Origin of the sequence: Lysobacter sp. 5GHs7-4, from assembly GCF_021284765.1 — a bacterium.
Classification (GTDB): Bacteria; Pseudomonadota; Gammaproteobacteria; order Xanthomonadales; family Xanthomonadaceae; genus Lysobacter.
In genome coordinates this window covers 17,085-37,164 of record NZ_CP089924.1, presented here as the reverse complement: position 1 = coordinate 37,164, position 20,080 = coordinate 17,085, and the positions used below count along the sequence as shown (strand labels likewise).

The window sequence follows — 20,080 nt, the reverse complement described above, 5'->3', positions numbered from 1 at the left end:
CCGCCGCGGCGGGAGCGACGTAAAGGTGGTGGACGATGGAATACTGGCTGCCAATCGTATGGTTCGGGGTGATCGGCTTCGGCGTGCTGATGTACGTGCTGCTGGACGGCTTCGTGCTCGGCCTGGGCATCCTGGCGCCGTTCGCCGAGGACGAGGGCCAGCTCGATCACATGATGAACACCGCCGCGCCGATCTGGGACGGCAACGAAACCTGGCTGGTGCTGGGCGGCGCCGGATTGCTGGCGGCGTTTCCGAAAGCCTACGCGGTGGTGTTGTCGGCCCTGTACCTGCCGGTGCTGCTGATGCTGATCGCGCTGGTGTTTCGCGGCGTGGCGTTCGAGTTCCGCTTCAAGGCGCAACGCGCCAAGCCGGCCTGGGGCGCGGCGTTCGCGTTGGGCTCGTTGCTGTGCGCGTTCGCGCAGGGCGTGATCCTGGGCGCGCTGGTCGAGGGCATGCCCTTGCAGGGCGGCAAGTACGTCGGCGGCGTGTTCGGCTGGTTCAGTCCGTTCTCGATGCTGACGGGCGCGGCGGTGGTGTTCGGTTACGCGCTGCTGGGCTCGACCTGGCTGATCCTCAAGACCGAGGGCCGCATGCAGCAGATCGCGCGCACGCTGACGCGGCCGCTGGTGCTGGTGGTGGTGGTGTTCATGGGGCTGGTCAGCGCATGGCTGCCGTTCCTGGATTCGCGAATCATGGCGCGCTGGTTCGACGGCGCGAATTTCCTGTGGCTGTCGCCGGTGCCGCTGCTGGTGCTGGTCAACGCGTTCGCGCTGTGGCGCGCGGCGATGCGAGAAGGCCGCGACGTGGCGCCGTTCGTGCTGACGCTGTGCTTCTTCGTGCTCGGCTTCGCCGGGTTGGTGCTGGGCATCTGGCCGAACATCGTGCCGCCTGGGCTGACGATCTGGGACGCGGCTTCGCCGCCGTCGTCGCAGGGCTTCGTGTTGGTCGGTCTGGTGGTGCTGCTGCCGGCGATCCTGGGCTACACGTATTGGTCGTACAGCGTGTTCAAGGGCAAGATCGCGGCGGATGCGGGGTATCACTGAGTCGCGCGGGCTTTTGACTTCCTCCTTTATCAAAGTGTGAAGCCGTGCGCTTACGAACCGCAGGTTCGTGCACGGGCGAACGACAACAGGCTGTGCCTGTTGGCCGGGCGGGTTGGGGAGGATTTGCTCTTGCTCTTGCTTCGTCGCTTCTTGACGAAGGTCAACAGCTTCCGCCGGCTGCGCATGCGGGTCGCTTTCTTTTGCCGACGCTCTCTGTAGGAGCGGCGTCCCACAGGGATTTCCTTCGGTCATAAGCCGCGAGCGCGAATCCCGGCTATCGAGCCTATCCGGTTCCGATGGCCTCCAGATTCCGGCGTTGCGCTTTTAGCTCCCTCCTTTGACAAAGGGTGAAGCCGTGCGTTTACGAACCGCAGGTTCGTGCACGGGTGAACGCCAACAGGCTGTGCCTGTTGGCCGGGCGGGTTGGGGAGGATTTGCTTTTGTTCTTGCTCTGTTGCTTCTGACCGAAGGTCAAAGGCTTCCGCCTGCTGCGCATGCGGGTCACTTTCTCTTGCTGACCCAAGAGAAAGTAACCAAAGAGAAGGGTCTGAGCCCAGAGCTCCCGTGTGGCTTCGATTCTTGCGCCGGGATTTTTCGATAAGACATCCCTGTCTTATCGAAAAACGGCGCGCGTCCTGCGCGCCGCCCTTCGGGTCTACGGTTGGTCGTGTGGCTTCGGGTCTATGGATTTGAATGCCGGAGCAAACTCAACGGCAACGGCAACGGCAACGGCAACGGCAACGGCAGCGGTAGTCGCCGAGTCATTGGTCGCCTGGACTTCGGTGGGCCTCGGTGGTTCGGCTGCCCTGGCCGCTGGCCCGGGTTCCTGGCCGGGCCCCCGCCCCTATCCGCCTAACGCCCATACCCACGCCTGACGCTGAACGTCAGAGTTCGCGTGACGCGGATGGGCAGGTATGCTGTGCGTCACATAAAACCGCACCGAATTCCGGCCCGGGAGCCGCCCCGTCCAGCGCATGCAAGCCTACGTCTACAAGAGCCTCCGCAAGGACGAAACTTACGTCTTCCTGGCCGCGCGCGACGATTTCGAGCGCCTGCCCGAACCGCTGCGCACCCAGCTGGGCGCGCTGCAGTTCGTGCTGGAGGTGGCGCTGACCCCCGAACGGCAGTTGCCGCGCGGCGATGCTGCGGTGGTGCGAGAGAACCTCGCCAGCCGCGGTTTCCACATCCAGTTCCCGCCGCGTCACGACGAAGTGCGGTCCGATGCCTGAGCGCCGCAGTCCCTGGTCCGACCCCAAGCACGCCCGGCTGCGCCTGGCCGCGACCGCGGCGGCGGGGGTGGTGCTGGCGCTGCTGAGCGGATTCGGCGGCGTGGTCGCCGCGCTCGCCGGCACCTTGGCGCAGCCGGCCTACGCGCTGGCGGTGCGGTTCTGGCGCGACGGCGACGAACAGCCGCGCCCGGCCTGGCTGCGCGACGGCGCCAGCCTGGCCCTGCTGTGGGGCGCGGGCATGGCGGCGCTGGCGGCGGTGGTGGCCTGGCCCTTGTCCTCGCTGCTGCAAAGCGGCTCGCTGATGGCGGCGCTGGGCCTGAGCGCGGTGGCCGGCGTGGCGCTGTTGGGCCTGTGGCGGCTGTGGCCGCTGTGGCACGAGCTGGAACGCGACGGCGGCGGCCTGCGCGAGTACTGGCAGGCGCTGAGCGAACTGGAGCTGGGCGCCTGGCGCGGCCTGGGCGTGGCGGCGATCGTCGCGGCTCTGGTCGCGGCGGTGATCGCCCTGGCCTGGCCGGGCCTGCTGTCCGAGGGCGGCCGCTGGGGGCTGGCGATCGCGCTGGCCCTGGGCTCGCCGCCGCTGCATTGGCTGCTGCAGCGCATCGAGCCGGCCGATCCGCTGCCGGGCCTGGACTTCGTCGCCGACGAGGAGCCGCTGGACGCCGGTCAGGCGCCGCTGCTCAGCGGCGAACCGCTGGAGCCGGCGCTGTATGCGGCCGCGCGCGGCGGTCGCGTCGAACGCGCGCTGGAACTGATCGAACTGGGCGCCGACGTCAACGCCGCGCCGCCGGCCGACGAGCGCGACCAGCGCAGCCTGGCGGTGCTGGCGGCGGTGCTGCCGGACTTGCGCCTGCTGCGTGCGCTGATCGCGCACGGCGTGAATCTCAACGCCGCCACCGCCGGCATGACGCCGCTGCTGGCGGCGACCCGCGACAGCTGGCACGGCCGCCCCGACGCGGTCATGACCCTGTTGGCCAACGGCGCCGATCCGCGCCTGGCCGACGGCGACGGCAACACCCCGCTGCACCATGCCGCGCGCAGCTCCGACCCCGGCGTGGCCGCGCTGCTGCGCGACGCCCAGGCCGAGCTCGACCCGCTCAACCGCGACGGCCAGTCGCCGCTGGGCGTGGCCTGCGCCGGCGGCAACTGGCGGCTGGCCAAGTTCCTGCTCGAACGCGGCGCGCGCCCTGAGCCCGCCGGCGGCCAACCGGTGCTGCTGGCCGCGGCCGGCACCGAAGAAGACGACCCGGCCGGCGTCAGCCTGCTGTTGAAGCAGAAGGCCAAGATCGACGCGCGCGACGCGCTCGGCCGCAGCGCCCTGCACGAAGCCGCCTACGCCGGCCATCTCGACATCGTCGGCGTGCTGCTGGCCGCCGGCGCCGACCCCAACGCGATCGACGCGCACAGCCGCACGCCGGTGCTGGAGGCTGCGCGCGGCGCGCGCCTGGGCGTGCTGGAGCGCCTGCTCGAACACCTGCCGCGCGGCGGCGCCGCCGAGGCGGCGATGACCGACGCCGACGGCCGCAACGCGCTGGCCCTGGCCTGCATGGCCGACAACGCCACCCCGGCGCTGGTGCAGCGCCTGCTCGATCTGGGCGTGGATCCGGAACAGCGCGATGGCATCGGCAAGCGCGCGGTGGACCGCGCCGCCGAAGCCGGCCGCTGGTCGCTGGTGGCCGCGCTGGACCGCGCCTATCCGCTGCCGGCCGCGGTCAGCGACGACGACAACGGCGATGCGCCGCTGCCCGACCGCATGCCCGCCAGCCTGTTGCGCGACGGCTTGCGCGAAGGCCGCGCCGCCGACCTGGGCGGCCTGGTCAAGCTGCTCACGCCGGCCGAGCTGGGCGCGCAGCTGCACGACGACGAAAACGCGCTGTCGCCCGAGCGCATCGCCTGGCTGCTGTCGCAGGGCGCCGATGCCGAGGTGCGCGACACCCACGGCGACACCCCGATGTTCGCCCTGCTGAGCCGCGGTCCGGCCGCAGTGCCGGCGCTGCAGGCGCTGCTGCGCCGCGCGGTGTCGCCGGCCGGCGCCGGTGGCCTGGCGCGCTTCCTGGCCGCCTGCGCCAGCGCCGAACAGGCCGCGCGCGGGTTGGAGCAGTTCGCGCTGGAGCTGATCGAGCGCGGCGCCGATCCGTTCGCGCATTCGCGCAACGGCGATCCGACGCTGGCGCTGGCGGTGCGCCTGGGCTGGACGCGTCTGGTCGATCGTCTGGTCGCGATCGGCGTGGCCCTGGACACCCGCGACAGCCACGGCATGAGCGCGCTGCACCTGGCCGCCGCGTTGGGTCGCGAGACCATGCTCAAGCGCCTGGTCGCGCAGGGCGCATCGCCCGATCTGCTCGCCGCCGACGGCCAGACGCCGCTGGGCGTGGCGCTGTCGTCGGGCCGTCGCGACCTCGCCGATTGGCTGGACTGGCGCGGCTGGCCGCTGCCCAAGCGTCCGCTGCAGGCCTTCGACGTGCCCGCCGCCGCCATCGTCGGCGACGCCGATGCGGTGCGCCGCCTGCTCGACCTGGGCCTGCCGGTGGATGCGCTGGACCGCCAGGGCTGCAGCGCGCTGTTGCGCGCGGCTGGCGGCGGCCATCGCGCCGTGGTCGATCTGTTGCTCGCGCGCGGCGCCGATCCGCAACTGCCCGCGCATTCCGGCGCCACGCCGCTGTCGGCCGCGGTCAGCATGCGCCATGGCGACATCGTCGACCGCCTGGTCGCGGCCGGCGCCTCGCTGGAACAGCGCCTGCCCGGCGGCCTGACCGTGCTGATGGTCGCCTGCGCGCTGGGCCTGACCGATCTGGCCGCGCGCCTGCTCGCCGCCGGCGCCGACGTCCACGCCCAGGACGCGCAAGGCCGCATGGCCCTGCACTGCGCGGCGATGTACGGCTTCACCGCGCGCGAACGCAGCCGCCTGGTCGCGCTGTTCGACACCCTGCTGCTGGCCGGTGTGGACGCCGACGAATCCGCCGCCGGCGCCACGCCGCTGCTGTTGCTGCTGGGGGCGCGCGCCGAGCCGGGCACCGCCGCCGACGAGGACGTGCTGGTCGCCGGTCTGGATCTGCTGCTGGACCACGACGCCGCGCTCGACGCGCAGGACCCGCGCGGCTTCGGCCCGCTGCACCTGGCGGCGTTGCACGGCCTGCTGCGCGTGGTGCAGCGTTTGCTGCGCGCGGGCGCCGACCCAGATCTGCGCGACGCGCTCAACCGCACCCCGCGCGAGATCGCGGTGATGCGCGGCTTCGTCGACATCGCGGCCGAGTTCGCGCCGCCCGCACCGGGCAATGGCGTGTCGATGGCGCGCTTTCTGCGCGAGCGTTGAGCGATCGGATGCGATGCGTCCGCGCCGGCGAACGCGCGTATGTGGCGGTGTTCGAATAGGATGCGGCGACGACCGAATCCGCGCGTATGTTCGCGCGCGGGAGAGGGGCTAGAAGCACGGCGTCGCTAGTAGGATGCGGTGGCAACCGCATCGCCGCGCATGCGTGATGGACGGTGCCGGTGCGGCTCGCCTGCGGCTTACCGCACCTACGGCGTCGCGGTTGCGCTCAATGCAGCGAACGCTGCGCGGCCTTGTCGGCCTCGGCGCTGATCTCGCCCAGTAGGCCTTCGCCCTGGTCGGCCTCGAACAGCTCTTCCAGCTCCTTGCGCGCGTCCTTGGCCGACTGCAGCAAGGCGGCCTCGTCGTCGTGGACCAGGTACTGGGCATTGAGCATGCGTTCGTCGTGATCGCGGAAGCGCTCGGCGTGGTCGCGCGCGACATCCGGCGCCACGCCCAGCGCGACCAGCACGTCCTCGCCCAGCTTGAGGCTGGAGTGGAAGGTCTCGCGGATCGGTTCGGCGCCCAGGTCCATCAGCTGCCAGGCGTGGCGGCGGTCGCGGGCGCGCGCGAACACCTTGGCGCGCGGGTAGAGGCGGCGCAGGGTGCGCACGGTGCGGATGTTGCCGTCGAGGTCGTCGATGGCGATCACGAACACGTCGACCTGGGCGGCGCCAGCCGAGCGCAGCAACTCCTGGCGCGCGGGATCGCCGTAATAGACCATGTTGCCGAAGCGGCGCATGAAGTCGACCTGCTCGGCGCTGTTCTCGATCGCGATGAACGGCACTTTGTGCGCCAGCAGCAGGCGCGCGACGATCTGGCCGAAGCGGCCCATGCCGGCGATCATCACCTTGGGATGGTTGTCCGGGATCGTGTCGAACTCGCGCTTGGGCTTGGGTTTGGGCGCCGCCGACAGCGCGCGCGAGACCGCGATCAGCAGCAAGGGCGTCAGCGCCATCGACACGCCGACCGCGGCGATCAGGCGGTCGCGGCTGGGGTCGTCGAGCAGGCCGGCGTTGACCGCTTCGTTGAACACGATGAAGGCGAACTCGCCGCCCAGCGACATCACCGCGGCCAGCTGCACCGATTCGCGCTTGTCCAGGCCGCCCGGGTGCAGGCCTATGCCGAACAGCAGGGCGAACTTCACCGCCATCAGCACCGCCACCATCGCCGCGATCATCGCCGGCTCGGACATCACCCGCTGCAGGTCGATGCTCATGCCCACGGCCATGAAGAACAGGCCCAGCAGCAGGCCCTTGAACGGATCGATCTGCGATTCCAGTTCGTGGCGGAATTCCGAGTCGGCTAGCAGCACGCCGGCGATGAAGGCGCCCAGGCCCGCCGACAGGCCGGCGATCTGCATCACCCAGGCCGCGCCCAGCACGGTCAGCAACGCCGCGCCGGTGAACACTTCCGGCATCTGCGTGCGCGCGACGATGCGGAACACATGCCGCAGCAGCACGCGGCCGCCGAAGATCACCGCGCCGATCGCGCCCACCGCCTTGGCGATCGCGATCCACTCCAGGCCGCCGCCTTGCACGGCCGCGGCCTTGCCCAGCAAGGGGATCGCCGCCAGCAGCGGGATCGCGGCCAAGTCCTGGAACAACAGGATGGCGAAGGCGAGGCGGCCGTAATCGCTGGTCAGCTCCTTGCGCTCGGACATCAGCTGCAGGCAGACCGCGGTGGAGGACAGGGCCAGGCCCACGCCCACCACCAGCGCCGCCTTCCAGCCCAGGCCGCCGCCGAACATCGCGATCGCGCCCAGCGCCAGGCCGCTGAGCAGCACCTGCAGGCCGCCGGCGCCGAACACCGGCTTGCGCATCACCCGCAAACGCGACGGCGACAGCTCCAGGCCGATCACGAACAGCATCATCACCACGCCGATTTCCGATGCGGCCAGCACCGGCTCGGCGTTGCGGATCACCTTGACCCCGTACGGGCCCAGCACCACGCCCGCGGCCAGGTAGCCCAGCACCGCGCCCAGTCCGAACTTGCGGAATACCGGCACCGCGATCACCGCGGCCAGCAGGAAGACCAGCGCAAGTTCCAGACCGCCGCTATGCATGCATCACCCTCGTCGCCGCTGCATCGCGCCATCCGCGACCGCTTCATCTTACCGAGCCTGATTGGCGCGGTGGGGACGCGCAGACGGGAAACAGCTTCCGTTCCAGCGGTCCAATCGGCGATGGCGCGCCGCGGCAGGGCTGCGATCCTGCGGGCGGGCGTAGTTAAGCGGCGATACGGCCGGGCCGAGGGCGTGGGGTGGGCCGCTGCGTGGCATCGCAGCGCATGGCCGCGGTGGCATCCGGGACGGGCACGATCCGCGCGTGAAGTGCCCGGATGTGCGGACGCTACCGAAGGCGTGCGTTGCCCGCGCTCGCGAGCGGATAGAAAAAGGGCGGATTCGAAATCAATCCGCCCCTGGGCCGGCTGCTCGCCGTTGCGTCGGTCGGCGCCTTACAGCGCCGCCGGCTGCTGCTGGGTCACGCAATGCACCATGCCGCCGTTGCGGTACAGGTTGCGCACGTCGATGCCGACCACGCTGCGGCCCGGGTACAGGCGCTGCAGGATGGCCTTGGCGACGGCGTCGTTGGGGTCTTTGTACTCGGGCATCAGCACCACGGTGTTGCCGACGTAGTAGTTCACGTACGAACCCTTGTAACCCAGCTTGTAGCCGTAGGCGGTCACCACGTTGCGCGCGGTCAGCGGCAGGTGCACGAAGCGGTAGGCCCGGTCGTCGATGTCGCTGGCGCCGTAGAGGCGGTCGACGTCGGCCGAGGACAGGCCCCATTCGCGCAGGTCGGCGCGGTTCATGGTCACCACGGTATCGGGCGTGCCGAAGCGCGCGAAGCCGTCGATGTGCATGTCGGTGATGTCGTCCTTACCGCCCGGCGCGCCGTCCAGCCAGATGAACTTGGACACGCCCAGCTGGTCGGCCAGCACGGCTTCGAGCTCGGCTTCGCTGAGGTCCGGATTGCGGTTGGCTTCGCGCGTGGAGCTGCGCGTGGCCATCAGCACGCCACGGCCGTCGACCTCGATCGCGCCGCCTTCCAGCACCACGTCGTTGAGGTCCACGCTGGGCAGGCCCAGGCGCGAGGCGACGGTCGCGGGCACGGTGTCGTCCTTGCGGTAGGGCGCGTCGTAGCCCCAGCCGTTGAAGCCCCAGTCGGTGATGGTGAGGCGCTCGTTGCGGTCGTAAACGAAGATCGGGCCGTTGTCGCGCACCCAGACGTCGTCGGTGGGGCGGATCAGGAAGCTCACCTTGGCCATCGGCACGCCGGCGCCGACCAGCAGGTTGCGCACGCGGGTCTGCTCGTTGGCGTCGTAGACGATCAAGTGCACGTTCTCGCTGGCGACCAGGGCGCGGGTCATCGCCACCCAGGTCGGGTCGAGGCGGTCGCGGTAGGCGCGGCCGTAGGTGTAGGCGTGCGGCCATTGCAGCCAGGTGCCTTCGTGGCGCGCGGTCTCGTCGGGCATGTAGCCCGATTGGGCCTGCGCGACGCCCGGGGCGGCGAGGCTGGCGGCGGCGAACAGGGCGCCGGCGATCAGGGCGAACCAGCCGCTGCGCGCGGCAGGGAGGGGGAGGGCGGTGTGCATGGGATTCTGCTCGGGTGGTGGGCCTGGGAGCGCACCTTAGGCAGCGAAGCTGACATCCAGCTGATATGGGCGTTGGGCGGCGCCGGATCTGGTCGACGGCCCGGCCGTGGCCTCGGTACGGCGGGCGCTAATGACGCCTGAGCGCTGTGTTCGCGATGATGTGGTTATCACCGCATCAAACCTAACCGCCGTAGGGTGTGGTGAGCCGGAGGCGAACCGCACCATCGCGCCGCATCGGATTCGCGACGATGCGGTTGCCGCCGCATCCCACGTGGCCCGATGCCGTGCCCGGTGTCGCGGCGACGCATCGCGCTAGAGCAACAGTTCCACCCTCGCGCCGCCGCCCTCGCGATTGTGCAAACGCAACTCGCCGCCGTGCAGCTGCGCGATGTGCTGGACGATGGCCAGACCCAGCCCGGTGCCGCGGCTGGTCGGGCCGGTCACGAACGGCTCGCGGATGCGTTCCAATAGCGCCTGCGGAAATCCCGGGCCGCGGTCCTCGACGATCACGCTGCGGCCGCTGACCGTCACGCGGACCGGTTCGGCGGTCGCATCGGCGGCGCCGTGCAGCCGCGCGTTGTCGATCAGGTTGCGCACCGCGGTCTGCACCAGCCGCAGGTCCGCCTCCACCACCGACTCGGTGGCCTCGAAGGCGATCTCGTGCTCCTCGGGCAGGATCGCCTCGACCAGCAGGTCCAGGCGCACGGGTTCCTTGCGGACCGGCGCGGCCGCCGCGTCCAGGCGCGCCAGCAACAGCAGCTGATCGACCAGGCCGGCGGTCTGGCCGGCGACGCGCTCGACGCGCGCCAGTATCTGCGCCGGCGGTTCGCGGCCGTCGTGGGCGGTTTCGCACAGCGCCTGCAACCGCGCGACCGGCGTGCGCAGTTCGTGCGCGGCGGCGGCGATGAAGCGCTCCTGCTGTTCGAACGAGGCGATCGCCGGGCGCAGCGAGCGCCGCGACAGCAGATGCCCGACCAGGATGCCGAACGCCGCCAGCGCGGCCGCGATCAGCAGCGTCCAGCGCACGAACGCGGCGTGGGTGGCGTCGCGCGCGCTGGGGTCGGCCAGCACCAGGATCGCCGCCACCGGCCGGTCGCGATCGTCGTAGGTCACCTTGGTCTGCAGCAGGTAGGGGCGGCCGCGTCGGTCGCGGCCTTCCTCGGCGGCGTCTTCGCCCTCGCGCAGCACGCGTTGCGCCAACGCCGACGGATCGGCGAGATCGAAGCGCGCGCGATCGGGGCGCAGCAGCACCTTGGGCGGCGGTCCGCCGGCGATCACCCAGATGTCGCTGCCGGCGTCGAGCACGCCGGGCTCCTTGCGCAACAGCGCATCGTGGAAGCGCCCGTCCGCGTCGAACCAGGTCAGCCCGTACACCGCCGTGGCGCGCAGGCGCGCGCTGGAGGCGAGGTCGAGCTGGGTCAGCCGCGCATGCGTGGCCACCGCGACCGCGCACAGCACGATCACGCACAGCAGCCAGGCCGCGGTCCAGATCGCGGTCAGGCGCAGGTGCAGGCGCCGCAGCAGCGCGTCACGTGCGCGCGGCATCGGCTCCGTCCAGCAGATAGCCGGCGCCGCGCACCGTGCGCAGCAGCGGCGGGTTGCCGAGCTTACGGCGCAGCGCGGCGATCAGCACTTCGTCGGCATTGGACGCCGGTGCCTGCTCCTCGCCCCAGCAGGCGGCGACGATGTCGTTGCGCGCGACCACCTGGCCGGCGCGCTCGGCCAGCAATTGCAGCAGCGAGAATTCCTTGGGCCGCAGCGGCAGGGCGATGCCGCCGCGACGCACTTCGCGGCGCCCCAGGTCGATCTCCAGGTCGGCCACCCGCAGCACGCTGGGGCGGATCGTGCCGCCGCGACGGCCGATGGCGGCGATGCGCGCCATCAGTTCGTCCATCGAGAACGGTTTGACCAGATAGTCGTCGGCGCCGCCGGCGAAGCCGTCGATGCGGTCCTCGACCGCGTCGCGCGCGGTCAGGAACAGCGCCGGCGTGCCGATGCCGCGCTGGCGCCACTGTCGCAGCGACGCCAGCGCATCGCCGTCGGGCAGGCTGCGGTCGAGCACGAAGGCGTCGTAGGCGTACGACCGCACGTAGGACTCGGCGTCGGCCAGGTCCGCCGCTTCGTCCACCGCGTGCCCGTGCGCGCGCAGGCGACCGGCGACGGCTTCGCGCAGATCGGTCTGGTCTTCGAGTACGAGCAGGCGCATGGACGAAGCTTACTGCGCCGGCGTGGACGCAGCGGCCTGCGGCAGAACGGTGATGCCGGCCCGCCGGATCGGCGCGCGCATTGTTAAGCTCGCAACGCGCGCGGCCGACGCAGGGCAGGAGCCCTGGCCGCGACGCATCCACGCACCATCCACAGGAGCTACACGATGCAAGGAAACTCCCTCAAGCGCGCCGCCTTCACGGCGACCGCGCTGGCCCTGGCCTGCGCGGCCCAGGCGCAAACCCCGCCGACCCCGCCCAAACCGGCGGTGAACTCGATCATGACCACGCGCGTCGACAGCGAGATCAAGATCGACCCCAGCGGCGCATTGGTCGAGTACCGCAGCGAAACCCCGCTACCCGACGACGTCCGCATCAGCCTGGAACGGCAGGTCCGCGCCTGGCGTTTCGAACCGGTGCTGATCGACGGCAAGGCGGTCACCGCCAAGGCGCGCATGCGCGTGACGCTGGCCGCGCGCCAGCTGGGCGAGGAACGCTACGCGGTCACCGTCGACAACGTGACCTTCCCGGCCACCGGCTACGGCGTGCTGCCGGATGCGCCGCCGGCCGCGGTCACCGTCAGCAGCCGCAAGATCCTGCCGCCTGCGTATCCGCAAGGCTTGGCGCGTGCGCGCGTCGGCGGCGTGGTGCTGCTGTACCTGCGCCTGTCGCCGGAAGGCCGCGTGCTGGAAGCCACGCCGGTGCAGACCAGCCTGCTCAACGTCTACGGCAGCGACAAGACCCTGGCCCAGGGCGTGTCGGCGCTGGAACAGGCGACCGCGCGCGCGGCGCGCAACTGGGAGTTCAACGTCCAGCTGCACACCGACCATCCCAGCGCCCGCGATCTCACCGTCAGCATGCCGGTGGAGTTCCAGGCGCCGGGCATGCGCGAGACCCGTCCCGGTCAGTGGCGCACCGAGGTCCGCGGTACGCGCCGCGAACCGGCCTGGCTGCGCGGCGAAACCGGCAACCAGCGCATCGGCGTGTCCGATGTCGATTCCGGCGACGTCGTGCCGCTGGCCAGCGCGCTGAAGCTGACCAGCGAAGTGCAGGGCGTGGCGCTGTAATCCACCACGGCCGCCGGGCTCCGCGCCCGGCGGCTGTCCGTCGCCGCCCCGTCACTACGTCCGTCTAGGTGGGACGGCCACGAAGGAGCGCAGCGATGAACACACCACGGAACCTGGGCGGATTCGCGCTGGCGCTGGCCTTGCTCGCGGCCGGTGCCGCCCAGGCACAGAGCGGATCGGGGTACTTCCGCTATGGCGATGCGCGCCTGGCTTTGAAGCACGCGATCGCGGTGGCTGAAGATCCTTCCGATCCGGCCGACGAACCTCGCACCCTGGTGTTCCTCAGCGCACAACCGCTGGACGCGGCCGCGGTCGCGGCCGCCTTCGATGCGCTGGACGCGGTGCGCGAACAAGCGCCGGCCGGCGGCTACGTGCGCGTGTGCATCGCCGCCGACGGCAGCGAATGCGGCCTGTTCTATTCGCCGGAAGGTTTCAACAGCGGCGGTTACGGCGAACTCGCGCTGCAACGCGACGAGCCTGCGCACGTGGCCGGCCGCTGGCAACTGGCGCAGGGCGAGTTCCTCGGCACGCCCTACGATTTCGATCTGCGCTTCGACACCGCGATCACCCCCGCGCCCGGCGACGCCCTGCCCGCCGGCGGCGGCGCGCCCGGTGCGGCTTACAACGCCTGGCTGGCCGCGCTGGCCAAGGGCGACGTCGCCGCGCTGCGCCGCATGGGCGGCGACGACGCGCGTGGCCGCTTCCCGGAAGACGATCCAGGCACGGTCAAGGAATCGCTGAAATCCCTGCGCGACGGCGAGCCGCTGCAGGCGCAGATCGCGCGCGGCCGTCAGCACGGCGACCAGGCCGTGCTGTGGGTCGAGGGCGTGGACCGCGACGACATCCGCCGCCGCGGCCGCGTGCTGATGCGCCGCAGCCAGGCCGGCTGGCAGCACGTCGAGTCGGACCTGGACAGCGTCGAGGAATAAGTCCGCCGCGGAAGCGTCGGCGTCCGATAACCCAGCTTGGGCGCGCCCGCGCGCGTGGGCGCGCGCTGGCCCGCCGCCGTCGCGCGCGGGTTGCCGATGGACCATGCGCCCAGCCGGTGGCGTCGACATGGCCGCCGATCGCCGCCAATAGCAGTGGAATCGCGACCGATCGGCGCCGATCGGCAGGAGCGCCGCGTCCGTCTCAGCCCACCATGCGCCCCCGAATTGCCCCGGTCATGGGACGGGCGCATGATGCAGCCTCGACCCTGGGCCGGAGTGCCCGTGGGTTGGTTCACCAGGAGCTAGTTCACCGGACAAGGAGTAAGTGCTAATGAATGCAGTAGTCGATTCGATTTCGGACGACAGCGGCACGCGTGGCGGCAGCGCCACCGTCGCCCGTCGTTGGTATGCCGGACAGGGGGCGCCGCAGGACCGTCCCCTCAATTACACGGCGCTGTTGCCTGCCGACGACGAATGGTCGCGCGACACCGTGCTGCGCGCGATGGTCGCCGACGCCTTGCAACGCAACGGCCAGGTCGTGGACGAGGACACCCTCGAAGCCACGGTCGCCTCGGTCTCCGGACCCGGCGGCGCGCTGGCCCAGACCGCCCTGACTTGGAAGCTGTACCCGGGCGAGACGCGCGCCGACGGCCGCGTGTCGCCGCCGTTCCACGGTTATGCGGTGGACATGCCCGCCAGCCTGCAGACCTCGCTGGTCGGTTACGCCAAGAGCTGGTCGGCGCAGCGCGACGCCAGCCCCGAGGCGCCGGTGGACAAGCCGCTGGCCGAGTTGCAGCAGCTGGCCGCCAGCGGCGGTCACGCCGACGTCGCCCAGACCCTGGCCGCGCTGGAGGCCGCGATCAAGGCCGGCACCGCCGCCAGCCAGGCCGGACAGCCGGTGGATGCGGTGGCGATGGCGGCGGTGCTGCAGTTCGCCACCAGCACCGGCCGCGAACGCGAGGCGGCCAAGATCCTGGAGCGCTACAGCGCGATCAAGGGCGTAGCCAACGACGCCAAGGCCATCGGCCAGGATGCCGAGCGCGTGTTCAACGGCCGCGATCCGATCACCCGCAAGCCCATCGACACCGACCGCCGCGTCGATGCCGCTTTCGACCTGCTCGGCAACGGCTTCAAGATCGCCGGCGACGTCGGCGCCACCGCGCTGCTGCTGGGCGCGCGCAACTCCGGCCTGGTCGGCGGCCTGATCGGCGTGGCGCCGGTGGGCATGGCCGTCGTCGCCTTCGCCGCCGGCGCGTATCAGTTGATCAAACACATCCGCGAGGAAATCCTGGCGCCGCGTTGGGACGAGTTCCGCGAGCGCTTCCCGTTCGCCGAAGGCCTGGAACCGCGCAAGGCCATCAACGGCGTGATGCGTCAGATCTCGGGCATGCCCACCGACGCCGGCAACGCCCTGTCCACCGCCACCCGCGTGCTCGATGCCATGGGCGAAAACCCGGAAACGCGTGAGCGCTTCCTGGCCTTCCTCAAGCAGAAGGTGCAGCCCGAGTCGCTGGTCGACATCCTCGCTTCCGGGCAGGGCCTGGAGCGCTTGAACGCGCAGCAGGCAATGGACCTGGCCAAGGCCGCCAAGGGCTCCAGCCGCGAGTTCCTGGACCTGGAGCTGCAGGACGTGAAGCGCTACGTGCGCGATCGCGACGGCGACCGCGAACGCGGCACCTACCTGCTGCCGGCCGCGCAACAGGAAGCGGCCAACCGCAACACCAACAAGGTCGGCGGCGCGGTCGACGAAGGCCTGCGCGTGGCCGGCGTGCTGACCAGCGGCGCCAACGCCTTGAACGGCATGTACAAGGACATGCTGGACAAGCTCAAGGGCGTCGACACCGGTCAGGTCAAGCTGGATCCCAAGCAGCAGCAGAACCTCGCCGCGGCGCTGGTGCCGGTCACCCGCGACGGCGGCCTGACCCAGGTCGATCATCTGTTCGCCAGCAAGGACGGCAGCAAACTGTTCGCGGTGCAGGGCGATCCGCTGGCCGCCAACCGGCGCATGGTCTCGATCGACGTCGCCGCCGGCTCCAGCCAGAGCCTGGAGCACAGCAGCCAGCTCGCGGCGCGCAGCATGGCGACGGGCGAGGCGACGCAGCAGCAGGCGACGCAGGGCGGTGGTCGCGGGCTCTGATCGCGCCGAGCGGCCGTAACACCGAAACGCCCCGTTCGCGCGGGGCGTTTCTTTTTTGTCTCCAGCGCTGTCTGTAGGAGCGGCGTAAGCCGCGACCGCGCATCCTCGGCTGCGTCGTAAATCAAGAGCATTCGCGCTGCGCGCTCGCCGCCCGACCATCCGCGCAAACGAAAACGCCCCGCACAAGGCGGGGCGTTTCGCGACAGCGGCGAGGCGAACCTCAGCGCTTCATCGAACTGAAGAACTCGTCGTTCGACTTGGTCGTCTTCATCTTGTCCAGCAGGAACTCCATCGCGCCGATCTCGTCCATGCCGTGCAGAAGCTTGCGCAGGATCCAGATCTTCTGCAGCAACTCCGGCTCGATCAGCAGATCCTCGCGGCGGGTGCCCGAACGGTTGATGTTGATCGCGGGGTAGACGCGCTTTTCGGCGATGCGGCGGTCCAGGTGCACTTCCGAGTTGCCGGTGCCCTTGAACTCTTCGTAGATCACCTCGTCCATCTTGCTGCCGGTGTCGATCAAGGCGGTGGCGATGATGGTCAGCGAGCCGCCTTCCTCGACGTTGCGCGCGGCGCCGAAGAAGCGCTTCGGACGGTGCAGGGCGTTGGCGTCGACGCCGCCGGTCAGGACCTTGCCCGAGGACGGCACGACGTTGTTGTAGGCGCGGGCCAGGCGGGTGATCGAGTCGAGCAGGATCACCACGTCCTTCTTGTGTTCGACCAGGCGCTTGGCGCGCTCGATCACCATCTCGGCGACCTGCACGTGGCGGCCGGCGGGTTCGTCGAAGGTCGAGGAGACCACTTCGCCGCGCACGGTGCGCTGCATTTCGGTCACTTCTTCCGGACGCTCGTCCACCAGCAGCACGATCAGGTGCACGTCGGGGTGGTTGGTGGTGATGGCGGTGGCGACCTGCTGCATCATCATCGTCTTACCGGCCTTGGGCGGCGAGACGATCAGGGCGCGCTGGCCTTTGCCTTGCGGCGCCATCAGGTCGAGGATGCGGCCGGTGATGTCCTCGGTCGAGCCGTCGCCGCGCTCCAGGCGGAACTTGCGGCGCGGGAACAGCGGCGTCAGGTTCTCGAACAGGACCTTGTTCTTCGACGCTTCCAGCGGCTCGCCGTTGATGGTGTCGACGATGGACAGGGCGAAGTAGCGCTCGCCGTCCTTGGGGAAACGGATGCGGCCGGACAGGTGGTCGCCGGTGCGCAGGTTGAAGCGGCGGATCTGGCTGGGCGAGATGTAGGTGTCGTCCGGGCCGGCCAGGTAGCTGGCCTCGGCCGCGCGCAGGAAGCCGAAGCCGTCGGGCAGGATTTCCAGCACGCCGTCGGCGGCGACGCCTTCGCCGTGGCGGGTCAGCACCTTGAGCAGGGCGAAGATCACGTCCTGCTTGCGCGCGCGGGCGACGCCTTCCTGGATGCTCAGCTGGTCGGCGATTTCGAGCAGCTTGGGCGCGGGCATGCGCTTGAGGTCGCCCAGCGAGTACTGCGGGAAGCCCTCCGGCACCTGCGGGTGCGGGCGCGGGACGAAGTTCTCGCCGTTGCCGCCGTCGTTGAACATGCCGTCGTCGCGCGGACGGCCGCCACGGTCGCGATCGCGGTCGCGGCGGTTGCGGAAGCGGTCGCGGCGGTTGTTGCCGCCGCCGCGGTTGTTGTCGTGGCCGCCTTCGCCGCGCTGGGCGTTGCCGCCGCCGTCGTTGCCGCCCTGCGGCGCGCCATCGGCGCCGGACGAGGCCGGTGCGGAGTCGCCAGCGGAGGGGGCGGGGGCTGCGGGAGCGGCCGGCGCGGGGGCCGGGGCCGCAGGCGCGCTCGCGGCGGGCGCGGCGGCAGGAGCGGGAGCGGGAGCGGGAGCGGGAGCGGACGGGCTGGCGGCGGGAGCGGTGTCGGCTTTGGCGACACGCGGCTTGCGCACGCGCTTTTCGGCGATATCGCCAGCGTCGGGGGTGTTATCGGACAAGCAGGGAATCCTCGCTAAGGGCGAGCGCTCGCAGGCAGCGAGCGGGACGTCGGGGACGTGGGTGGATGATGGTGTTGCGAGAGGGGGTGCGGCGCTGCCAGTGCTACGGTTCGGCGCCGGGTGCAGCGAAACTAGCACTGCTGTTGCGTGGCGGCAAGCGTTGCGGGGCCTGCCGTTCACGTTGCCGGGCGGGCCGGCGGCCTACGCCCGGCGTGGGGCGGGCGTAGGCGAGGGGGCGATCAGATCGCCTTGTCGATCATCTGGGTCAGCAGCGACTTGATGTTCGGCGGCGCACCGAGCTGGCTGGAGTGGACCTGGCCGTCCTTGAACATCAGCAGCATCGGAATGCTGCGCACGTTGTAGCGAACCCCCAGCGACGGGAACTCCTGCACGTCGACCTTCACGACCTTGGCTTTGCCTTCGTACTGGTCGGCCAGCTGCTCGACGATCGGCCCGATCGCCTTGCAGGGGCCGCACCAGGGGGCCCAGAAGTCGACCAGGACGGGCTCGGCCGACTGCAGCACGGTGGCATCGAAGTCGGAATCGCCTGCATGCAGAACTTTTTCGCTCACGGGGATGATCTCCTGCGGGGTACGCGCCCGTACGGAACGGGCTCATATTGAATGGTATCCCCGGGCGGGCCGTGCCGGGCGGGGGCTTACTGTAAACTGGGGCGTTATCGCGGCACCTTCAAGGGCTGCGCCACGGCCTCATCCGAGGCAGAACGTCGGGTCGCCATGGGGGCTGCCCGGCCCCGGCAGTCTGCTTCGCCGACGCCACCCACGCAAGCGCAGTTCTGCGCGCGGACCCTTAAGACGCATGAGCGACAAGCCTTTAACCGATGTAACGTTTTCCTCGTTCGACCTGCATCCCAGCCTGCTCGCCGGCCTCGAAGCCGCCGGCTTCTCGCGCTGCACGCCGATCCAGGCCCTGACCCTGCCCATCGCCCTGACCGGCCGCGACGTCGCCGGCCAGGCGCAGACCGGTACCGGCAAGACCCTGGCCTTCCTGGTCGCGGTGATGAACCGCCTGCTGACCCGCCCGGCCCTGGCCGAGCGCAAGCCGGAGGATCCGCGCGCGCTGATCCTGGCGCCGACCCGCGAGCTGGCGATCCAGATCCATAAGGACGCGGTGAAGTTCGGTTCCGACCTGGGCCTGAAGTTCGCCCTGGTCTACGGCGGCGTCGATTACGACAAGCAGCGCGAGCTGCTGCAGAAGGGCGCCGACGTGATCATCGCCACGCCCGGTCGTCTGATCGACTACGTCAAGCAGCACAAGGTGGTGTCGCTGCACGCCTGCGAAATGTGCGTGCTGGACGAAGCCGACCGCATGTTCGACCTGGGCTTCATCAAGGACATCCGCTTCCTGCTGCGGCGCATGCCGATCCGCACCGAGCGTCAGACCCTGCTGTTCTCGGCCACGCTCAGCCACCGCGTGCTGGAGCTGGCCTACGAGCACATGAACGAGCCCGAGAAGGTCGTGGTGGAGACCGAGTTCATCACCGCGGCCAAGGTCCGGCAGAAGGTCTACTTCCCGGCCGACGAAGAGAAGATTCCGCTGCTGCTGGGCCTGCTGTCGCGCAGCGAGGGCGCGCGCACCATGGTGTTCGTCAACACCAAGGCCTGGGTCGAGCGCGTGGCGCGCGCGCTGGAACGCGGCGGTTACCGCGTCGGCGTGCTGTCCGGCGACGTGCCGCAGAAGAAGCGCGAGTCGCTGCTCAACAAGTTCCAGAAGGGCCAGCTCGAAATCCTGGTCGCCACCGACGTGGCCGCCCGCGGCCTGCACATCGACGGCGTCAGCCACGTCTACAACTACGACCTGCCGTTCGATGCCGAGGACTACGTCCACCGCATCGGCCGCACCGCGCGCCTGGGCGCCGAGGGCGACGCGATCAGCTTCGCCTGCGAGCGCTACGCGATGAGCCTGCCGGACATCGAGACCTACATTGAGCAGAAGCTGCCGGTGGCCACGGTCGACGCCGACCTGCTGGTCGCGCTGCCGCGTACGCCGCGCGAAACGCCGGCGGGCGAGGAAGGCGAGGAGAACGAAAGCATCGGCGCGATCTTCAAGGAAGCGCGCGAGCAGCGTGCTGCCGACGACGCGCGCCGTGGTGGCGGCGGTCGCGGCCGCAGCGGCGGCGGTTCCTCGCGCGACGGCGGCCGTCGCGAGGGCGGTCCGCGCCGCGAAGGCGCGCGCAGCGAACGTCCGCGCCGCGAGGCCGGCGATGCGGCGGCTACCGCCACCGAAGGCGCCGCGCCGCGTCCGCCGCGCGAGCGCAAGCCGCGTCCGGAAGGCGAGGTCGCCGCGGTCGCCGCAGCGCCCGCGAATGCGGTTGAGGGCGAGCGCGCGCCGCGCAAGCGCCGTCGCCGTCGCGGCGGTCGCCGTGTCGAAGGCGCCGAGGGCGCCAGCGTCCAGGCCGCCGCCACTCCGGCCACGCCGTCGGCCAAGCCCGCCGAGGCCAAGCCGGCCGCGGCGGCGTCGGGCGAGGCCAAGCCCGGTCTGCTCGGCCGCATCGGCCGCGGCCTGAAGTCGCTGGTCACGCGCGCGCCGCGTTCGCAGCACTGACGCCGGCGGGCCCCGGCCCGCTACGCGACACGATTCGGGCGCCCTGGGGCG

At 70.7% G+C, this 20,080-nt stretch carries 13 protein-coding genes; 7 read left to right on the top strand and 6 right to left on the bottom strand.

Translation table 11 applies throughout. The features are described from left to right. Positions 1–35 precede the first annotated feature (35 nt). From cydB to LVB77_RS00095, 3 genes are all read left to right on the top strand, one after another. Entirely contained in the window at positions 36–1,043 is a 1,008-nt protein-coding gene (cydB, locus tag LVB77_RS00105; protein WP_232908203.1) for a cytochrome d ubiquinol oxidase subunit II, read from the top strand. A 974-nt stretch (positions 1,044–2,017) separates the two neighbouring features. Then, positions 2,018–2,272, top strand: a complete 255-nt coding sequence (locus LVB77_RS00100) for a YcgL domain-containing protein (protein ID WP_232908202.1) — start codon at positions 2,018–2,020, stop codon at positions 2,270–2,272. Then, complete coding sequence (locus tag LVB77_RS00095; RefSeq protein WP_232908201.1) at positions 2,265–5,582, top strand: ankyrin repeat domain-containing protein; 3,318 nt, start codon at positions 2,265–2,267, stop codon at positions 5,580–5,582. The genes LVB77_RS00100 and LVB77_RS00095 overlap by 8 nt, the downstream gene beginning before the upstream one ends. Before the next feature lie 226 nt (positions 5,583–5,808). On the opposite strand, the gene LVB77_RS00090 is transcribed toward LVB77_RS00095, so the two are convergent. The 4 genes from LVB77_RS00090 to LVB77_RS00075 all read right to left on the bottom strand — a co-directional run bounded on the left by LVB77_RS00090 (position 5,809) and on the right by LVB77_RS00075 (position 11,382). Further along, on the bottom strand, positions 5,809–7,644 hold the full coding sequence (locus LVB77_RS00090) for a monovalent cation:proton antiporter-2 (CPA2) family protein (protein ID WP_232908200.1): 1,836 nt from the start codon (positions 7,642–7,644) through the stop codon (positions 5,809–5,811). Positions 7,645–8,036: 392 nt separating this feature from the next. Further along, a complete protein-coding gene (locus LVB77_RS00085; protein WP_232908199.1) occupies positions 8,037–9,176 on the bottom strand; it encodes an agmatine deiminase family protein in 1,140 nt (379 codons plus the stop codon). Positions 9,177–9,488: 312 nt separating this feature from the next. Next, positions 9,489–10,721, bottom strand: coding sequence for a HAMP domain-containing sensor histidine kinase (locus tag LVB77_RS00080; protein WP_232908198.1), 1,233 nt, complete (start codon positions 10,719–10,721; stop codon positions 9,489–9,491). Next, a complete protein-coding gene (locus tag LVB77_RS00075; protein ID WP_232908197.1) occupies positions 10,705–11,382 on the bottom strand; it encodes a response regulator transcription factor in 678 nt (225 codons plus the stop codon). Before LVB77_RS00075 ends, LVB77_RS00080 begins: the two co-directional genes overlap by 17 nt. Positions 11,383–11,547: 165 nt before the next feature. On the opposite strand from LVB77_RS00075, the gene LVB77_RS00070 reads away from it, so the two are divergent. The 3 genes from LVB77_RS00070 (at position 11,548) to LVB77_RS00060 (ending at position 15,513) form a co-directional block, all read left to right on the top strand. Continuing rightward, positions 11,548–12,447, top strand: coding sequence for an energy transducer TonB (locus LVB77_RS00070; protein WP_232908196.1), 900 nt, complete (start codon positions 11,548–11,550; stop codon positions 12,445–12,447). 95 nt (positions 12,448–12,542) lie between these two features. After that, on the top strand, positions 12,543–13,376 hold the full coding sequence (locus LVB77_RS00065) for a hypothetical protein (protein ID WP_232908195.1): 834 nt from the start codon (positions 12,543–12,545) through the stop codon (positions 13,374–13,376). A gap of 331 nt (positions 13,377–13,707) precedes the next feature. Next, the gene (locus LVB77_RS00060) at positions 13,708–15,513 is read left to right on the top strand and encodes an XVIPCD domain-containing protein (protein ID WP_232908194.1); all 1,806 of its coding nucleotides are present in this window, start codon (positions 13,708–13,710) and stop codon (positions 15,511–15,513) included. A 220-nt stretch (positions 15,514–15,733) separates the two neighbouring features. On the opposite strand, the gene rho is transcribed toward LVB77_RS00060, so the two are convergent. Beyond that, positions 15,734–17,464 carry a transcription termination factor Rho gene (gene rho, locus LVB77_RS00055; RefSeq protein ID WP_232908193.1) on the bottom strand — a complete coding sequence of 577 codons (1,731 nt, stop codon included), beginning with the start codon at positions 17,462–17,464 and terminating at the stop codon, positions 15,734–15,736. Between the two features lie 239 nt (positions 17,465–17,703). After that, positions 17,704–18,036 (bottom strand): thioredoxin, encoded by a 333-nt coding sequence (gene trxA / locus LVB77_RS00050; RefSeq protein ID WP_232908192.1) that lies wholly within the window; start codon positions 18,034–18,036, stop codon positions 17,704–17,706. A gap of 247 nt (positions 18,037–18,283) precedes the next feature. On the opposite strand from trxA, the gene rhlB reads away from it, so the two are divergent. Next, positions 18,284–20,029, top strand: coding sequence for an ATP-dependent RNA helicase RhlB (rhlB, locus tag LVB77_RS00045; RefSeq protein ID WP_232908191.1), 1,746 nt, complete (start codon positions 18,284–18,286; stop codon positions 20,027–20,029). Positions 20,030–20,080 lie beyond the last annotated feature (51 nt).

What these genes read in the sequence shown, in the direction of transcription:
- cydB (WP_232908203.1), top strand. Translation starts at nt 36, where the DNA reads ATGGAATACTGGCTGCCAATCGTATGGTTCGGGGTGATCGGCTTCGGC.
- LVB77_RS00100 (WP_232908202.1), top strand. Translation starts at nt 2,018, where the DNA reads ATGCAAGCCTACGTCTACAAGAGCCTCCGCAAGGACGAAACTTACGTC.
- LVB77_RS00095 (WP_232908201.1), top strand. Translation starts at nt 2,265, where the DNA reads ATGCCTGAGCGCCGCAGTCCCTGGTCCGACCCCAAGCACGCCCGGCTG.
- LVB77_RS00090 (WP_232908200.1), bottom strand. Translation starts at nt 7,644, where the DNA reads ATGCATAGCGGCGGTCTGGAACTTGCGCTGGTCTTCCTGCTGGCCGCG.
- LVB77_RS00085 (WP_232908199.1), bottom strand. Translation starts at nt 9,176, where the DNA reads ATGCACACCGCCCTCCCCCTCCCTGCCGCGCGCAGCGGCTGGTTCGCC.
- LVB77_RS00080 (WP_232908198.1), bottom strand. Translation starts at nt 10,721, where the DNA reads ATGCCGCGCGCACGTGACGCGCTGCTGCGGCGCCTGCACCTGCGCCTG.
- LVB77_RS00075 (WP_232908197.1), bottom strand. Translation starts at nt 11,382, where the DNA reads ATGCGCCTGCTCGTACTCGAAGACCAGACCGATCTGCGCGAAGCCGTC.
- LVB77_RS00070 (WP_232908196.1), top strand. Translation starts at nt 11,548, where the DNA reads ATGCAAGGAAACTCCCTCAAGCGCGCCGCCTTCACGGCGACCGCGCTG.
- LVB77_RS00065 (WP_232908195.1), top strand. Translation starts at nt 12,543, where the DNA reads ATGAACACACCACGGAACCTGGGCGGATTCGCGCTGGCGCTGGCCTTG.
- LVB77_RS00060 (WP_232908194.1), top strand. Translation starts at nt 13,708, where the DNA reads ATGAATGCAGTAGTCGATTCGATTTCGGACGACAGCGGCACGCGTGGC.
- rhlB (WP_232908191.1), top strand. Translation starts at nt 18,284, where the DNA reads ATGAGCGACAAGCCTTTAACCGATGTAACGTTTTCCTCGTTCGACCTG.